This window comes from Hyphomicrobium sp. 01T421, from assembly GCF_056398805.1.
Genome location: NZ_JBFTQC010000001.1, coordinates 166997 through 181869 on the forward strand (window position 1 = coordinate 166997; position 14873 = coordinate 181869).

A 14873-nucleotide genomic window follows, 5' to 3' on the forward strand; every position below is an offset into this window, starting at 1 on the left:
CCGAACGACCGGATTTATCGTTGGTCAGCGTGTGTCGAGACCCGCAGCGGCGCGCCCGCCGTCAGTTTTCGCGTGGAAGCTGCGATCCGCATATCCATCTCATCGCCCTGCAAGAGCCTCGCCTCCACGGTCCCGTCCGCGATGCGGATCGCCACCGACCGGCCTCTCCAGCACACGCGGAAGGACAAGCTGTTCCATTGGGTCGGAATCTTCGGGTCGATTGAAAGCGTATCGCTCATCAGATCGAGGCCAGCGAAGCCGAGGACCACGGCTTGCCACAGAGAACCGAGCCCGGCGATGCGTACGCCACCGGCGCTGTTAGGGTCGAGGTCCAGGTCGGTCGCCTCAGTCTCGCGGCGATAGCCCAGTGCCATCTCCGGATGGCCCAGACGCGCTGCGACAAGCGCATGCATTCCTGCGCTCAGCGAACTGCCGTGGGCGCAACGCGCCTCGTAATGGCGAAAGTTCGTCTCTGCCATGGCACCGGGAAATTCTTCGGGCAGGAGCGCGATCAGAGCGACTACGTCGGCTTGTTTCACCACCTGTGACCGCCGCGTTGCTTCGCGGCCGATCACCACGTCAATGGGCACGGTACGGTTGGCATAGGCGGCGAGATCGAGGGGCTCCAGCGCGTGGAAGCCGGTGAACTGCTCATAGAGCCCCGTCGCCGGATCGAGACCGACCGGAATGCGTGCCGCTGCGTCTCGCCAGTCTACAAACTCGTCCTCGCTCAGTCCCAGCTTTTCCTGCAGTCTGGCGGCATGCTCGGGCCAGCGTGCGCGCAGCAGATCCATTGTCTCGAGCGCGCGCTTCATGTTCCAGCGCGCCATCACGTTGGTGAAGGCGTTGTCGTCAACGTCGTCGTGGTACTCATCCGGCCCGATCACGTGGCGAATGTGCCGCCTGCCATCCGCCTCGAGTTCAGCGCGCGACGCCCAGAAGCGGGCCGTTTCGAGCAGGATCTCGGCGCCAGCGCGAAGGAAGAAGTCGTCGTCTCGCGTCACGTTCCAGTACTGCCATACCGCATAGGCGACGTCGGCGCTGATGTGATGCTCCATCCGGCCTGTCAGGATGTCCACCACGCTGCCGTCTTGCGCGACCACGCGTTCCGGCGTGGTCTCCGTGCCGGTGTCAGCCGATTCCCATGCGAAGAGTGCGCCATTGAAACCGAAATGCTTGGCCTTCGCCCGCGCGCCGGGCAGAGTATGAAAACGGTACATCAGGAGAGCCCGAGCGGCTTCTGGCCAGACCGCGGTGTAGAAGGGCAGCAGGTAGATCTCGGTATCCCAGAAAACGTGGCCGAGATAAGCATCACCAGTCAGGGCGCGCGCGCCGATTGATACGCGATCGTCCTCAGGGTTGGCGGCGCTCGTCAGATGATAAACCGCAAAGCGCACCGCTTGCTGGGATTCGTCATCGCCCTCGATGACTATGCCGCCTGCAAGCCAACGCGTATTCCAGGCCGCCTCGTGTGCGGCCAGCACGGCGCGCCAGCCCAGCGTGCTGTTGCGGTCGAGCGCACGCGCGGCGCGCGAGGTCGGATCGTCCTCAGGAATGTCGGCGCGCGCCACTGCAACCAAGCGGTCAAATTCGGCCATCTGTCCGGCCACGGACTGCCAACACCAGTTCCACCGCAGTGGAAAGGGTCGGTTTGGAGTAAGCAGATCACTCCCGACCCGCAGCGATGCGGCCCCTGTCATTGCAACGCCCTTGCCCGTGCCCTCCGTCCGCCAAGTGCCGATATCCGGCTCGAGCCTCATCGGCTCCATGCCGAGCCCTGCCATCGCGAAACTGGCTTCCAGCTTTACGTCCACGCCGTCGCGGTCAACGACGATTTGTAAAAGTTGCAGTCCCGTCGAGCGGTCCGCCAGGGACAGCAGGCGAAGCTCGTTCCCGGTCACGGTTATTCCCGTCGGAGTGCGATGGGTCCAGGTCGACAGCAGCAAGGCACGATGCATGTCGAGCTTGCGAGTGCCTAGGAGTACTTCGCCCTCCCGCGCCAGCAGCGACTGACCGTCCAACAGAATGCGCACACGGGACCAATCGGCGACAGGGACCAGTGCGGGAACCGGCGGCTCGGTGTTAGGCACGTCGAATAGGCCGGCGACGTAGCAGCGCGGCCACGATGCCCACCTGCTATATCCGAGCCAAGAGACCCAGGTCGGGCCGCGACTGACCGACCGAGCGGCGCGCATTCCCAAGAAGCCATTGCTGAAGGCGAAGCGGGACTCCAGCGCGCTCTCGGTTAGTATGTTGAAACCTTCGTGACTAAGCACCCATCCGGGCTCTGCGGTCGGCTTGAGCGCCTCGCGCATCGGCCTGCCCGCGTCACCAGGAGAGTCGGGGCGCAGGTTGCAATCCGCCAGTGCGGAGGTCTTGAAATGCTCGGGTCCCGTTGGCGGCATGGGACTGAAACCTCTCAGGAGGCAGCGTGAGCTGACGACGTGTCAACCAGCTCGCCGAGATCGTTCGTCACGAGACCTGCGCCGGCGCGCTGAAGCTCCTTGGCATTGCCTTTGCGGGCGACGCCGATGACAAGTCCGAAGTGGCCTCTCGCGCCAGCCTGCACGCCTGAGATGGCGTCCTCGATGACAACTGTTCGTGCAGGTTCAACTCCCAGCAGCCGCGCGGCTGTCAAGAAGGTATCCGGCGCCGGCTTGCCGGCCAAATGCTCCGCACGGGCCACATTTCCGTCCACCTGCATGTCAAAGAAGTTGTCCAACTTGGCAGCCTTGAGAACAGTGCTGCAGTTCTGACTGGACGTGACGACGCCGAGTTTGAAGCCGTTGTCACGAAGCTGATGAATGAGCTGCACGCTTCCCTCGTAGGACTCGACTCCGTTTCGTTCGATGGTCTTGTTGACCAATTCGTTCTTGCGATTGCCTAGTCCACAGACTGTCTCGGCGCTGGGCGGATCGTTGGGGCTTCCTTCCGGCAGCGCGATGCCGCGTGATGCGAGGAAATCGCGAACGCCGTCAAAGCGGGGCTTGCCGTCTACATGGAGCCGGTAGTCCGTCTCGGCATCGAAAGGCTGAAAGGCTTCGCCTCTCTCCCTCGCCCGCTTCTCGAGGTACTCGTCGAACATTTCTTTCCAACATGCGGCATGCAGGCCCGCCGTATCCGTGATCACGCCATCGAGATCCAGGAGAACGGCATCGTAATGGTCTCGGGTAATCACCTGCTCCATCAATCGCGCTCCTCCTAGGTTCAGTCGAGGATGGGTCCATTCCAAACGCGCACGGCTGGGATATCGCGGTAGTAGCCGAGGACACACAGCGTGCCCGTACCCAGCAGAAAACGCTGACCGGCGCTGGAGGGCAGCCCGATCCAACGCGCCGCAAGCACGCGCAGCACATGCCCGTGCGCAAAGAGGGCGACGTTGCCGCCGACCGCGCGCGCCCGGGATATCACGCGGTCTACGCGCGCACCTACTTCCTCCGGTGTCTCGCCACCTGGACATCCATCGCGGAAAATCAGCCAGTCCGGCGCGAGCTCGCGGATCTGTTTGGGCGTCAACCCTTCGTAGTCGCCGTAGTTCCATTCGGCGAGGTCGGAATCGATGACGACGTTATCGCCACAACCTGCAAGCTCGCAGGTCTCTCGGGCTCGCCGCATCGGGCTGCACAGAACGAGTTTGAAGGCATTCCGCGACAGTACGGACCGCATCCGCTGAGCCAGGCGCCGGCCATTGTCGGTCAGGGGGATGTCGGTTGTCCCTGTGTGCTGCCCGGTAAGGCTCCACTCTGTTTCTCCGTGCCTGATCGCGAACACGTTCACGCTCACCTCTGCACGTTCAGACGTTGTCAGCCTCTGTCGATCGAACTCCCGCAGAATCCGCTTCCTGTCCCCACCGCCAGCCGGTGATCTCGGGCATGTCATCACCGTAGCGGCAGATGTACTCCTTGTGATCGATGAGCTTGTCGCGAATGGCTTGCTTGGCGTAAGCCGCCCGCGCCCTGAGCTTCGGCACGCGGTCGATTACGTCGCCTACCAGGTGAAAACGATCGAGGTCGTTCTGGACACACATGTCGAAGGGGGTCGTGGTGCTCCCCTCTTCCTTGTATCCGCGCACGTGGATGTTCTTGTGGTTCGTTCGCCGGTAGGTCAGCCGGTGAATGAGCGACGGGTAGCCGTGGAATGCGAAGATGACCGGCTTGTCGGCCGTGAATAACGTGTCGAAATCTTGATCGGAGAGCCCGTGCGGGTGCTCGCCGGCCGGCTGCAGCTTCATCAGATTGACGACGTTGATGACACGCACCTTCAGATCGGGGGCATGCCTTCGCAGGAGGTCGACGGCGGCCAGGGTCTCCAACGTCGGAACGTCGCCGCTGCACGCCATCACGACATCAGGCTCGCCACCTCGGTCGTTGCTGGCCCACTCCCAGATGCCCAGTCCAGCTTCGCAGTGCTTGACCGCCTCGTCCATGGTGAGCCACTGAGGTGCCGGCTGCTTGCCGGCGACCACGACGTTGACGTAGTTACGGCTGCGAAGGCAGTGATCGGTGACGGACAGCAAACAGTTGGCGTCGGGCGGGAGATATATGCGGACCACCTCGGCCTTCTTATTGGCGACGTGATCGAGGAAGCCCGGGTCTTGGTGGCTGAAGCCGTTGTGATCCTGACGCCAGACGTGGCTCGACAAAAGATAGTTCAGTGAACTGATCGGTCGCCGCCAGGGAATGTGATTGCACACCTTCAGCCATTTGGCGTGCTGATTGAACATCGAATCGATGATGTGAATGAACGCCTCGTAACACGAGAAGAAGCCGTGCCGGCCAGTCAGGAGATAGCCTTCGAGCCAGCCCTGACACTGGTGCTCGCTGAGAACCTCCATGACTCGCCCGTCCGGCGCCAGATGATCATCCCAGGGTAATGTCTCTGCGACCCAGGCACGATTGGTGACATCGAGCACATCCTGCCAGCGGTTCGAGTTGTTCTCGTCGGGACTGAACAGTCGGAAATTTCGCTCCTCTAGATTTAGCTTCATCACATCGCGCAGGAACTGTCCCATGACCCGCGTGGATTCGGCGTAAATGGCGCCAGGGCTGGTCACGTCGACTGCGTAATCGCGGAAATTCGGCAGCCGCAGCTCGCGGAGAAGCAAGCCGCCATTGGCGTGCGGGTTGGCGCTCATGCGACGTGTGCCGCGAGGAGGGAGATCGGCCAACTCCGGCCGCAGGCGGCCGCTGTCGTCGAAGAGCTCTGCAGGTTTGTAGCTCTTCATCCACCGTTCGAGTATGCGCACGTGCGCCGGGTTCTCGTGCATCTCGCCCATCGGCACCTGGTGCGAGCGCCAGTAATCTTCAGTGCGCTTGCCATCGATCTCTTTCGGGCACGTCCAGCCCTTGGGCGTCCGAAGTACGATCATTGGCCAGCGGGGCCGCTCCGCAAAACCATTCAGCCGCGCGTCGGCTTGGATGCGCTGAATTTCGCGCAAGATCTTATCTAGGGTGGAGGCCATCAACTCGTGCATCGTCGCGGGGTCATGGCCCTCGACGAAATACGGCGTGTAGCCATAGCCGCGGAACAGATGATCCAGCTCCTCATGACTGATCCGGGCGAGGATGCAGGGATTGGCGATCTTGTAGCCGTTGAGATGGAGGATCGGCAAAACCGCTCCATCGGTCGCCGGGTTCAAGAATTTGTCGGAATGCCAGCTCGTTGCCAGCGGCCCAGTTTCCGCCTCACCGTCGCCGATGACACAGGCAACGATCAGATCCGGGTTATCGAAGGCCGCTCCGTAGGCATGCGACAGCGAGTAACCGAGCTCCCCGCCTTCATGAATCGAACCGGGCGTCTCGGGTGCCACGTGACTCGGGATGCCGCAAGGAAATGAGAACTGCGTAAACAGGCGTTTCATGCCCTCTTCGTCGCGGGTGATATTCGGATAAACCTCGCTGTAGGTCCCCTCGAGGTAGGCATTGGCGACCAGCCCCGGTCCGCCGTGTCCGGGGCCGGTGATGTAGATCATGTCAAGGTGGTGCTTCTTGATGATCCGGTTCAGGTGCACGTAGATGAAGTTTAAGCCGGGTGTCGTTCCCCAGTGACCAAGGAGCCGCGGCTTGATGTGTTCCTTCGTGAGGGGCTGTTTGAGCAGCGGGTTGTCATAGAGATAGATCTGGCCGACTGACAGGTAATTGGCGGCGCGCCAATACGCGTCCATTAGATTCTGCTCTTTGGCGGACAGCGCGTTTGCCACCTTCGCCTCTTGATCCGGGGGCCTCGAGCCGCTCATGCGGCCGACCGATTGGGATGGCTATACGTCGGTTGTCGCGCAGTTACGGTGATGCGAACGTTTCTAGATGGGAGAGTTTCACATCTGGAGAAAACGACGGCCCCAACTTATCGGCTAAGCCTCCACTGCATCATCAAATCTTCTCGGTCATTTATTTAGCAACGCGTAGTGTGCTTTTGATCAATGCCAAGGCGCGACTTATCATAAAATCTGCGCGCCCGGAGTTCATCGGTGAGCTTGCGTGGGCCAATTTGTGGAAGGCGAGGACCCGGCAACGTTATCTCAGCCGGACTCAATCGAATCGGCGGTTTGATAACGCCTTTGCTTCGGCTTCTGGCCTTATGGCCTAGGCCGCAGAGCCAGAGGTTCGAGAACGGTCCCCCTCTTATTTCTGTGGGAGTCTGCCATCAAGGAGTGATCAGATGAACCGGACCTTGAAAGCGATGACTTACGCTCTCGTCGGGGCCATCACGCTAAGCGCGGGCGCCGTGAGCGCCAACGCATACTACCTAGGTTATGCTAACGGCGATCCTGGCAACTGGGATCTTTGGACCGAACAGGCCGGAGGCCCTTGCGCGCACGCGACGGACGCCAAGTGCTGCCTTCAGTATAACCCCGAGAGTGCCTGTCCCCTAGCGCATACAAAGTACCGCTAACGAACGCGGAACAAGCGCTGATTATGCCTCGTCACGGTATAGCGTTGACATCGGAGCAACCGACGACGTGCGATAGTGGTTGGCCTTGAATAGCGGCCGGATCGCTTCGACGTTGCGGGTTTGGGAGAACAGATTACACATGCGGAATATGTAAAGCGTGTGCAATCCCTCGGTAAGACATCCGCCAGTTTCGGCCCTACACGGTCAAATGATTCTGGCTTGATGTCCGATCATCGGATCGCCTGTTGCGCCAGGTGCCGCCAATAAGATCGGCCTCGCCGGCACAGTCATCTACCCAAGCCAACAAGTGCGCTGACTGCATTCGAAGTTCTTCTAATTTGATAGTCCGCTTGGTTTCCATCATGCGGCCAGGTTGATGCGGGAAAACGGGATTTCCATTGCGATCGACGTTCCACCGGCAAAGAATTTGGAGATCGCCGTCACCTGCCGCTCCCTCCTTCACGATTTCCGCAAGAATATCGTCGATAGGAAGGATTTCTGAAAATCCGCCGCCATACCCTACGAACAAATGTATCTGAGCAAGGTTCTGCGGGCGTCGAAGCGCGTTCCGCAATATAACGTGGCGGTGCATCTCACGAAGAGCGCTCTTAAATTCTCTGCTCAAAATTTGAAGTAGCGCAGTTCCGCGATCGTGGTGGTCCTCTGTCCGCCAAAGCGTTTGCTCGGCGTCGAATTCCAAGTCGATGAGTTGTGATTTGGATCCTGAACTGATTTGCATGGCGAGCCCCATATGCGCTCGAACGCGGTGTTTCTAACCACCGACGCGAAGCCTTTTTGAATCCCGCGATAGGACTAGGAATGCAAAAACTAGACAAAAGAATGATCCTGACGAGCATTTCAGTAAAATTTCGACGACGGGCGACGCATGGCCCAATCGGCTAAGTGAAAAGGGAGGCAGGGGAAACGGCGAGCATACGGAGCTGACGAGTAGTGGGCGTCGTTACTCTTCGCGTCGCCAGCCCGAAAACAAGGATTGAAAAAGGCTGGGAGCACTGCCCCAGCCTCAGATACGCAAGCGCAATTTAATTCCGCGCCAGCGACAACTACCATCACTAGGCTGCCAGAATCCCGGTCAACAGGGATATTCCTGCAATTGCTCCCATGCTGCCCGCAACCTTATTCGAAAGGCTCGATTGTGCTGCGCCGAGGCGATTGAAGCTGGCCCCGAGAGCAAGTCCAGAGGCGTGAAGGAGACCCGTCGCGACGACAAAGCCAGCCGCGTACGGCAAGAATGCGAAGCCGAGGCCTGCACCCTCGTTGCCGTGTGCGTGACCATGGAAAAGTGCGAAGGTTCCGACAAGCGCCATCGCCGCAACAGTTGGCAGGCGCACGCCAAGAGCGATGGCCACGCTCATGACGACAACCGAAAGACCGATGCCAGCCTCGACCATCGGCAGCGGCCACCCATAATAACCCAACAGCCCGCCGAAGATCATTGTGCCAACAAATGCTAACGGTACGAGCCAAAGTGCTCGTCCGCCGAGATTGGCTGCATAAAGACCGACCGCCACCATCGCGATCATGTGGTCGATGCCGCTCATTGGATGCAGAAAGCCCTGACTGAACGTGTGGACTGCGCCGAGCCCGACATGAGCCGACGCTGGCGCGACCGCAGCCACCATCAGGATAGAGGCTGCGCCGACGGCTTTTAGAACATGCTGCACGCGTGAATGTCTCATCGTACGCCCTCCTATTTCATGACTTTGCTGCGATGGCCGAGCTTGCCGTTCGCCACCAGTGTTCCAAGCACATCGAGAACGACCCGGCAGGCGAGCTGCGCGGTGTTGTCATTGACGTCGTACGGTGGCGACACCTCGACGACTTCCATGCCGCATAGGCCTTCGGCTGCGATCGTATGGATCATCTCGAAAGCTTCGCGCGGCAGAAGACCACCGGGTTCAGGAGAACCTGTGCCTGGAGCGAACCCCGGATCGATCGAGTCGATGTCGAACGACAGGTAGACCGCCTTGCAGCCTTCCCAGGCCATCTCGAGCGCGATTTCGGCGGCCTTCTTCGGGCCGAAATGCTGCACGTCGTGCATCGTCAGCACGCTCGTGCCGCGGCGCTTGGCAACCGCCGTTCCGGGACGATTGCCGTACCAGCCGCCGATGCCGATCTGCACGAGATTCTTCGGATGACAGTTGGGCAAACCGACATCGTGCATGTGGCTATGATCGCGATGTGAGGTGTGCGTCCCCTCGTTCGTCGTCCAGAACCAAGGCGTCGTATGCATGCGCTCATCCATATCCTTCTCTTGGATATCGATGTGGCGGTCGATGTGGATGATGCCGACGTTGCCGTCGATGTGCGGAGCAATGCCTCGCACGTTGGGGAAGCCCAAGCTGTGATCACCGCCGCAGATGATCGGGAAAACGCCCGAGGTGTAGATGTGCGACACGGCCTTCGTCACCTGGTCGAACGTCTTCTCGATGTTRCCCGGAATGACGAAGATGTCSCCSGCRTCGCAAAGATCGAGTTCCTCATAGATATCGACACCRCCGTCGAACCAATAGCCGTCGTAGAGCGCCGAGATCCGGCGAACCGCTTGCGGCCCAAAGCGTGTGCCGGGGCGGTAGGTCGTTGCCGAGTCGAATGGCGCGCCGACAAARGCCGCCTGGTAGTCGCCRATCTTCCGRATGTCTTCGCAGTACGGCGCCTTCATGAAGGTATTGATGCCGGCAAACGCCGGCTGATGACCCCGGCTGAACAACGAGATGTTGCGATCGATGACGGATGAGGCCGCCTCAAGCCCGTACTGAAGCGATCGAGTCACTTCTTCGTCCTGCTTGGTCTGGGAGATGCGAGACAACGTCTCCATGCTCTTCGCGCCATGCGTGTCTTCGCGTTTCACCCCATGTAGATGATGTCTGTGCTTGTGGTGGCCGCCGCCATCACCACTCTTCCTATCGTCAGTCATTTCGTGTTCCCTTCGAAACAAGTTGTGACGATAAGGATCCCGCAAATCGCGAACTATAAACACTCTCGAAATATCAATCGAAAGCATTGCTTATTTCAATGAATGGTTGTCTTGCTTTCGGCCCCCGAAGTTCGCTCCTCGAATGTCCGCGAAATCGGTTAGCAAGGTGCCACGGTTTTCAGCCGTGACACCTCCCCGATTTCTGACTCACAGATCGTCAAGGTTGATTGTACGTCGCCAGTAGGTGTCCGGCGTAGATCGTCAAACCGCCTGCAAGTAACGTTACGTAAGGCAAAAGGCCGGCGCGACGAGCGATTGGCTTGCCTCTTTCCTCCAGGTCATCTTGCATCCAGCGTGGGAAGCGGCCTCCGTCTGTCACATAATGACGGTATGCGAAAATGGGAATGATTCCGGCGACGATGACAAGACTGGTCAGTAGAACGCGCTGCCCCCAGAAGTCCGCACCCCAACCCATGATGAGAAGATTGAGGAAGCCACATCCTGCACCTATGGCCAACAGCCAAGACGGTGCACGATAAGGCCGCTCTTGGTTCGGGCGATCGATGCGATGAAGCCATCCGGCCTGCAGATTGAGGAACACGAAGATCATGTAGGTCGTGTTAGCGAGGACGATGAGAAAAACGTAATCCGATATCGACAGAAGCGCGGCATTGAACACGAGGTCCGTCCACATCGCCGCTACTGGAGCACCGTGACCATTGACCCGCGAGAGATACTTTGGCAGCCAACCATCGTGGGAACCTTGATAGAGCGTGCGCGACGAGCCGGCCATCGCAGTCATCACCACAAGACAGATCGATAATGTCAACGTTGCGATGACGATATTGCCCAGGATGGGTCCTGCACCGATCATTTGGGTCATCACTTTGCCCACACCGGTGCCATCGTAAATTGCTGGGTCGAGAAGGCCGTTAAGGCCCAGATATCCTTGAAATGCGATCGGAACGAGCGTGTAGAACGCGATGCATAGCAAGCCAGAATACACCAGCGCCCGAACTGTATCGTAACCCGGATTTTTAAACTCGCTCACATAGCAGACCGCGGTCTCGAATGGGTAGGTTGACCACGCTGCCAACAAAAGGCAGGCCATTAATGTTGTGATTCCGACCATGTCCCAGGCGCCGTTCATTGGCTTGCCTGCGGCGTCCTGGATAAGAGGAACGAATGGCGTGAAGTTTTCCGAACGAACGTCTCCCGTAATCAGCGGCACGATCCCAATCAGCAAAAGCGGCAGCAGCACAGCGACGGCGACAATCATCTGCACCCGCGCTGCTTTTAGAATTCCACGATGCTGGATCGCGAAAACCATGAGCATCAACGCCAAGCCGAGAAAGAAAGTCGCGTTGAGTCGGACAACAACACCGTCTTTAATGAAGCCCAGATCGAATAATGTGATCTGCCAGGTTCTGATTACAGAATCAGCGGGAAACAGCAGATTTAGGACGTAGCCTGCGGCAAGTCCCGAACCGATCGCGAGAACGGGCGACCAAGAGAACCAGTTTGCCCAAACAGAGATTGGCCCTAGCATTTTTCCATAGGGAACCCAGGCAATGGCACCGTAGACGGAGGCTCCGCCGGACTTTTTCGGAAAAAGGCCCGAGATTTCCGCATACGTAAAACACTGTACAAAGCCGATGAGCATCGACAGCATCCATACAGCGGACGAGATATTGCCCGCAGCAGATGCAACGGCGCCGATAGAGAACAGCACCAGCACCGGCGTGCCGGACGCTATCCAAAACGCATGCTTCCAATTCAATGTGCGGCGCATCGTGCCCGTAGATTCGGACACTTCAGGTGCGGCCGTTAATGCCATCTCCGACATCCCGTCTCCCTATATATTCTTTTTTTTGGCGAATCCGCACCTCGACGCACAAGATGCAAAGACCCTCAATAGGAGATCATAGGGACGCGGCTTAGTGACCTCCCTTCAAACTATTTTATGCATTGACTAGGCCGATGCTTGTCCGGGAAGGTCGCGTAGGAGCGTGCGCGGAAAATCCCAAATTTCTATCGTAGGAAAGTAACGCTGAACTAGGGATTCTCTTCCTTTTGCTCGGACAAGATTTGAGCGCTGTGCTTGAGCTTCCGGCCCACTTCTTCCATGAAGATTTCGGTCACAAGCCGCTTCGGCGCATGCTTGTTTGAAACCGCGTAGATATCGCATCCAGTGCCCAACGATTTGGGAGTTAGGGGACGAAGAGTTCCCTTTTTCACGTCCGCTGCAGCCATGCGTTCAGGGAGTAGACAAATTCCCAATCCGAGAACGGCGAGCCGCTTTGCCTCTTCCAGATTGGGCGTTGACGCTGCAATGCGTTTTCCAAGCCCATGGCGCAATCGATAATTAGCCAATGCATCCGGCTCATCGGCCCCCGTTAAAATCAATGGCTCGTCTGACAAAGACTCGACGGAATCAACGGAAGTTCCGAAAAGGTGATGGCGCTTCCCGCAGTACACCAAATGCACTTCACGCGTCAGAAACTCGTATCGCAGCTCTGTGTGTTTCGTATGAACCGCAGTGATACCTACATCAACCTCGTTTCGAAGAACCGCCAAAGACACCGTTTCCCATGGAGCCACTTTGATCTGGAGTTCAACAAGTGGACATAGCGTGCTGTATGCGACCAGAAGCTTATCAAATTTCGCGTCGATGAAGTTGCTAATGGTGCAGAGTCGAAGTCGACCCCGAAGGTCGCTCGATGCATTATCGAAGCTGTCCGGAATGCGGTCAAACTTCGCATAAACTTCGCTCACGCAGTCGTACAGTATCCGTCCCTCGTCGGTCAGCTCGAAACCGGCGGGCCCGCGATGGCACAGGGTTTTGCCGAGTTGCTTTTCGAGTCTTTGGAGGGCGAGGCTAAGCGTGGACTGCTTTCGCCATAAGACGTTTGCAGCGGATGACACGCCATTCGCTTCCACGATGCCGTAGAATATTTTGAGGAGATTCCAATCCAGATCGAGACAAAAATTTTGACGCGATGTCATGCCTGCTTCCTGCGATGCCGCCGTCCCCGTTCGTGCAAAGGGGATTCGTAGTGAGGCGCGTCGGCTAAATGTGCGATGACGGGACCGTTCAGCTCGGTCCCACGAAGGATGCGGAATTTTAGATCGGCTACGCCGCAGTGTCGCAAACTAGCCGGCATCGTTTGCTCCCGCGATAAACAGGAGGCTAGCCCATCAGCCAATGCAGAAACGCGCGACACCGCCATCTCCAAATTGAGATGGGGTCGTCCCCAGGGGATTGTATGGGAGTGACGCTAGCCGTCTAGCGTCCGCAGTTTTGTAACAAGATCAAAGTCGTTGCGCAACCGTTGAGTCTTAGCGGCGTGGGCTCGAGACTCGACGAGGAAACGAAGCATCTGGATCACATCTGTTTCGCGGCAAATTCAAGGATAGAGATCGAGRCAACGGCAGCCGCAGCCGCAGAAGCACTAGGTCGTGAAACAAAGCCACCACAGGTGAAATCGAGGCCAGCTTCACAAGTGCAGGTGTAACCGTTGTCCTATCGTCGGTGTACTATTTGTGTCGGCGCTGGTGCTCGTCGCGCGTCTCCGCAGCTTTGCGCGCAGAGGCGTCGCGATCTTCCTTAGTCCGGCCGGTGCTAGGGTTGCTCCCAAGCTCCTTCCAATTCTTCTCCGTCATGTCGACGCCGTAATATTCGGCCGCCTTCTTGATATTGGCGAAAGCAAGCTCTCGATCCTCATCCGACACGCCGACGGTCTGGTCGAAGCGCGCGATCGCGTTCCTGACGTGGCTCGCGTCGGTTAGTGGTTCCTTCCGCTGTTTCGGGAAGGCGAACACGCTGTCGGGCAAATCGCTCCGCTCCGTAAGGTCTCCATGCTTTTGATGCGATTTCCAGGTCGTATGCATCGCTGGCCTCCATTGCCTCGATTGGCTTTATTTTGCCCCCCGAGTTTTCGACTGTAACCGCAACGGCTGGCAGTCATTAAAGTTTCCTTACGTCTGAGACGGGTTCTCTTCCCTCGAGCGGCAATCGTTTCGTTCGCGCGAAACACCCAGCACGCGCGGCGCGCTCAGACTCGGCGTCGACCGCCTCGCTTGCCTTCCTGGTTTTGCTCCGTCGTGAGGGCACGTTCGCTTTTCTAGTCGTCGAGCTAGCCTAACCCGTGCTCGCAGTGTCCGATCCTCGGATCAACCATCGCAGTGCCGGGATTGTCCCGCGGCCGCGGCGAACGATAGAGAGTAGACGTGGATCAATTGGCGGGCGGACCGCCGTGGTGAGGTGATGACCGGCGGCGCATGTAAATGACGAACTCGTAAAGCTTCGTATTTTCCAAACGGCTTCCCTCATGCTACTGCTTCTGCCGTGAGAAACTTGCATTTCCATATAATCAGACGTGTGCGGACATTTTAAAACGGCATTCAATTTTATGGAGTTCTCCTATGGACAAGAAAGTCATTTCAACCGTCATTGAGCAAGACGACGAGGCAACGAGCGAGGAAGTCAAGACGCGCCTCAGAGACGAAACACAGTCTATTATCGATGCGCTTACGGCACCGGCCTATGTCGCAGCCTTAAGAGCTGTGAAGGCAGCACCGGTAGAAAAACGTTTGCTCGAAGCAACCAAACGGCTCACGCCAGAGGCACTTCGGCGGGAAGGCGTAAATCTTCCCGAGGGCATGAGAATTTCCAGTCGATATTTCGAAAGTGATCTCCCGAAGCCTTTAGAACTCGGAGACCTACCTGATGGCCGGCCCAATCCTTTGACAAAGCTTAGCATCTCAAATCCCGGCCTTTTGGATGATTTGCGGGCGAATAACCCTGCAGCGTTGGCAGCATTACTATCGGACAGCAACACCAATTTGGGGAATGTAACGGAACTGCCAATGGTAAGGTTCGGCGGCTGTCACTGCGGCGGCGGTACACTGCCAGGAATTGGCGGCACCGCGTGCGGCGGCGCTGGTTATTACCTTTGACATGGGAGGGGTCGATGGAAACGCCAGGCGGTCGCCAAGCCATCCCCGGATCACGCGACAGTCGTCGCGAACTCAATAAGTTCGT

The 14873-nt window shown here is 58.2% G+C and carries 12 protein-coding genes; 2 read left to right on the forward strand and 10 right to left on the reverse strand.

What is annotated here, in order from left to right; translation table 11 throughout:
- Positions 1–14: 14 nt before the first annotated feature.
- Genes AC1DK3_RS00835 through AC1DK3_RS00850 form a run of 4 tightly spaced genes read right to left on the reverse strand, consistent with a single transcriptional unit; the run spans position 15 to position 6235 of the window.
- Complete coding sequence (locus AC1DK3_RS00835; RefSeq protein WP_477190411.1) at positions 15–2405, reverse strand: glycoside hydrolase family 65 protein; 2391 nt, start codon at positions 2403–2405, stop codon at positions 15–17.
- 14 nt (positions 2406–2419) lie between these two features.
- A complete protein-coding gene (locus AC1DK3_RS00840) occupies positions 2420–3187 on the reverse strand; it encodes an HAD family hydrolase (protein ID WP_477190412.1) in 768 nt (255 codons plus the stop codon).
- 20 nt (positions 3188–3207) lie between these two features.
- Positions 3208–3777, reverse strand: coding sequence for a histidine phosphatase family protein (locus AC1DK3_RS00845; RefSeq protein ID WP_477190413.1), 570 nt, complete (start codon positions 3775–3777; stop codon positions 3208–3210).
- 16 nt (positions 3778–3793) lie between these two features.
- A complete protein-coding gene (locus AC1DK3_RS00850; RefSeq protein ID WP_477190414.1) occupies positions 3794–6235 on the reverse strand; it encodes a phosphoketolase family protein in 2442 nt (813 codons plus the stop codon).
- A gap of 422 nt (positions 6236–6657) precedes the next feature.
- Between AC1DK3_RS00850 and AC1DK3_RS00855 the strand changes: the two genes are divergently transcribed.
- The gene (locus AC1DK3_RS00855) at positions 6658–6891 is read left to right on the forward strand and encodes a hypothetical protein (protein WP_477190415.1); all 234 of its coding nucleotides are present in this window, start codon (positions 6658–6660) and stop codon (positions 6889–6891) included.
- A 196-nt stretch (positions 6892–7087) separates the two neighbouring features.
- On the opposite strand, the gene AC1DK3_RS00860 is transcribed toward AC1DK3_RS00855, so the two are convergent.
- The 6 genes from AC1DK3_RS00860 to AC1DK3_RS00885 all read right to left on the reverse strand — a co-directional run bounded on the left by AC1DK3_RS00860 (position 7088) and on the right by AC1DK3_RS00885 (position 13720).
- On the reverse strand, positions 7088–7630 hold the full coding sequence (locus tag AC1DK3_RS00860; protein ID WP_477190416.1) for a hypothetical protein: 543 nt from the start codon (positions 7628–7630) through the stop codon (positions 7088–7090).
- Positions 7631–7964: 334 nt separating this feature from the next.
- A complete protein-coding gene (locus tag AC1DK3_RS00865) occupies positions 7965–8591 on the reverse strand; it encodes a HupE/UreJ family protein (protein WP_477190417.1) in 627 nt (208 codons plus the stop codon).
- A gap of 11 nt (positions 8592–8602) precedes the next feature.
- On the reverse strand, positions 8603–9829 hold the full coding sequence (locus tag AC1DK3_RS00870) for an agmatinase family protein (RefSeq protein ID WP_477190418.1): 1227 nt from the start codon (positions 9827–9829) through the stop codon (positions 8603–8605).
- A gap of 217 nt (positions 9830–10046) precedes the next feature.
- Positions 10047–11675 (reverse strand): APC family permease, encoded by a 1629-nt coding sequence (locus tag AC1DK3_RS00875; RefSeq protein ID WP_477190419.1) that lies wholly within the window; start codon positions 11673–11675, stop codon positions 10047–10049.
- A 209-nt stretch (positions 11676–11884) separates the two neighbouring features.
- Complete coding sequence (locus AC1DK3_RS00880; RefSeq protein WP_477190420.1) at positions 11885–12835, reverse strand: LysR family transcriptional regulator; 951 nt, start codon at positions 12833–12835, stop codon at positions 11885–11887.
- Positions 12836–13366: 531 nt separating this feature from the next.
- The gene (locus AC1DK3_RS00885) at positions 13367–13720 is read right to left on the reverse strand and encodes a DUF6582 domain-containing protein (RefSeq protein WP_477190421.1); all 354 of its coding nucleotides are present in this window, start codon (positions 13718–13720) and stop codon (positions 13367–13369) included.
- Between the two features lie 534 nt (positions 13721–14254).
- On the opposite strand from AC1DK3_RS00885, the gene AC1DK3_RS00890 reads away from it, so the two are divergent.
- Complete coding sequence (locus AC1DK3_RS00890; protein WP_477190422.1) at positions 14255–14788, forward strand: hypothetical protein; 534 nt, start codon at positions 14255–14257, stop codon at positions 14786–14788.
- Positions 14789–14873: the final 85 nt, after the last annotated feature.

Bases quoted from the DNA above. Each gene is read 5' to 3' on its own strand.
- AC1DK3_RS00855 (WP_477190415.1), top strand. From the start codon at position 6,658: ATGAACCGGACCTTGAAAGCGATGACTTACGCTCTCGTCGGGGCCATC.
- AC1DK3_RS00875 (WP_477190419.1), bottom strand. From the start codon at position 11,675: ATGTCGGAGATGGCATTAACGGCCGCACCTGAAGTGTCCGAATCTACG.
- AC1DK3_RS00885 (WP_477190421.1), bottom strand. From the start codon at position 13,720: ATGCATACGACCTGGAAATCGCATCAAAAGCATGGAGACCTTACGGAG.
- AC1DK3_RS00880 (WP_477190420.1), bottom strand. From the start codon at position 12,835: ATGACATCGCGTCAAAATTTTTGTCTCGATCTGGATTGGAATCTCCTC.
- AC1DK3_RS00860 (WP_477190416.1), bottom strand. From the start codon at position 7,630: ATGCAAATCAGTTCAGGATCCAAATCACAACTCATCGACTTGGAATTC.
- AC1DK3_RS00890 (WP_477190422.1), top strand. From the start codon at position 14,255: ATGGACAAGAAAGTCATTTCAACCGTCATTGAGCAAGACGACGAGGCA.
- AC1DK3_RS00840 (WP_477190412.1), bottom strand. From the start codon at position 3,187: ATGGAGCAGGTGATTACCCGAGACCATTACGATGCCGTTCTCCTGGAT.
- AC1DK3_RS00865 (WP_477190417.1), bottom strand. From the start codon at position 8,591: ATGAGACATTCACGCGTGCAGCATGTTCTAAAAGCCGTCGGCGCAGCC.
- AC1DK3_RS00850 (WP_477190414.1), bottom strand. From the start codon at position 6,235: ATGAGCGGCTCGAGGCCCCCGGATCAAGAGGCGAAGGTGGCAAACGCG.
- AC1DK3_RS00835 (WP_477190411.1), bottom strand. From the start codon at position 2,405: ATGCCGCCAACGGGACCCGAGCATTTCAAGACCTCCGCACTGGCGGAT.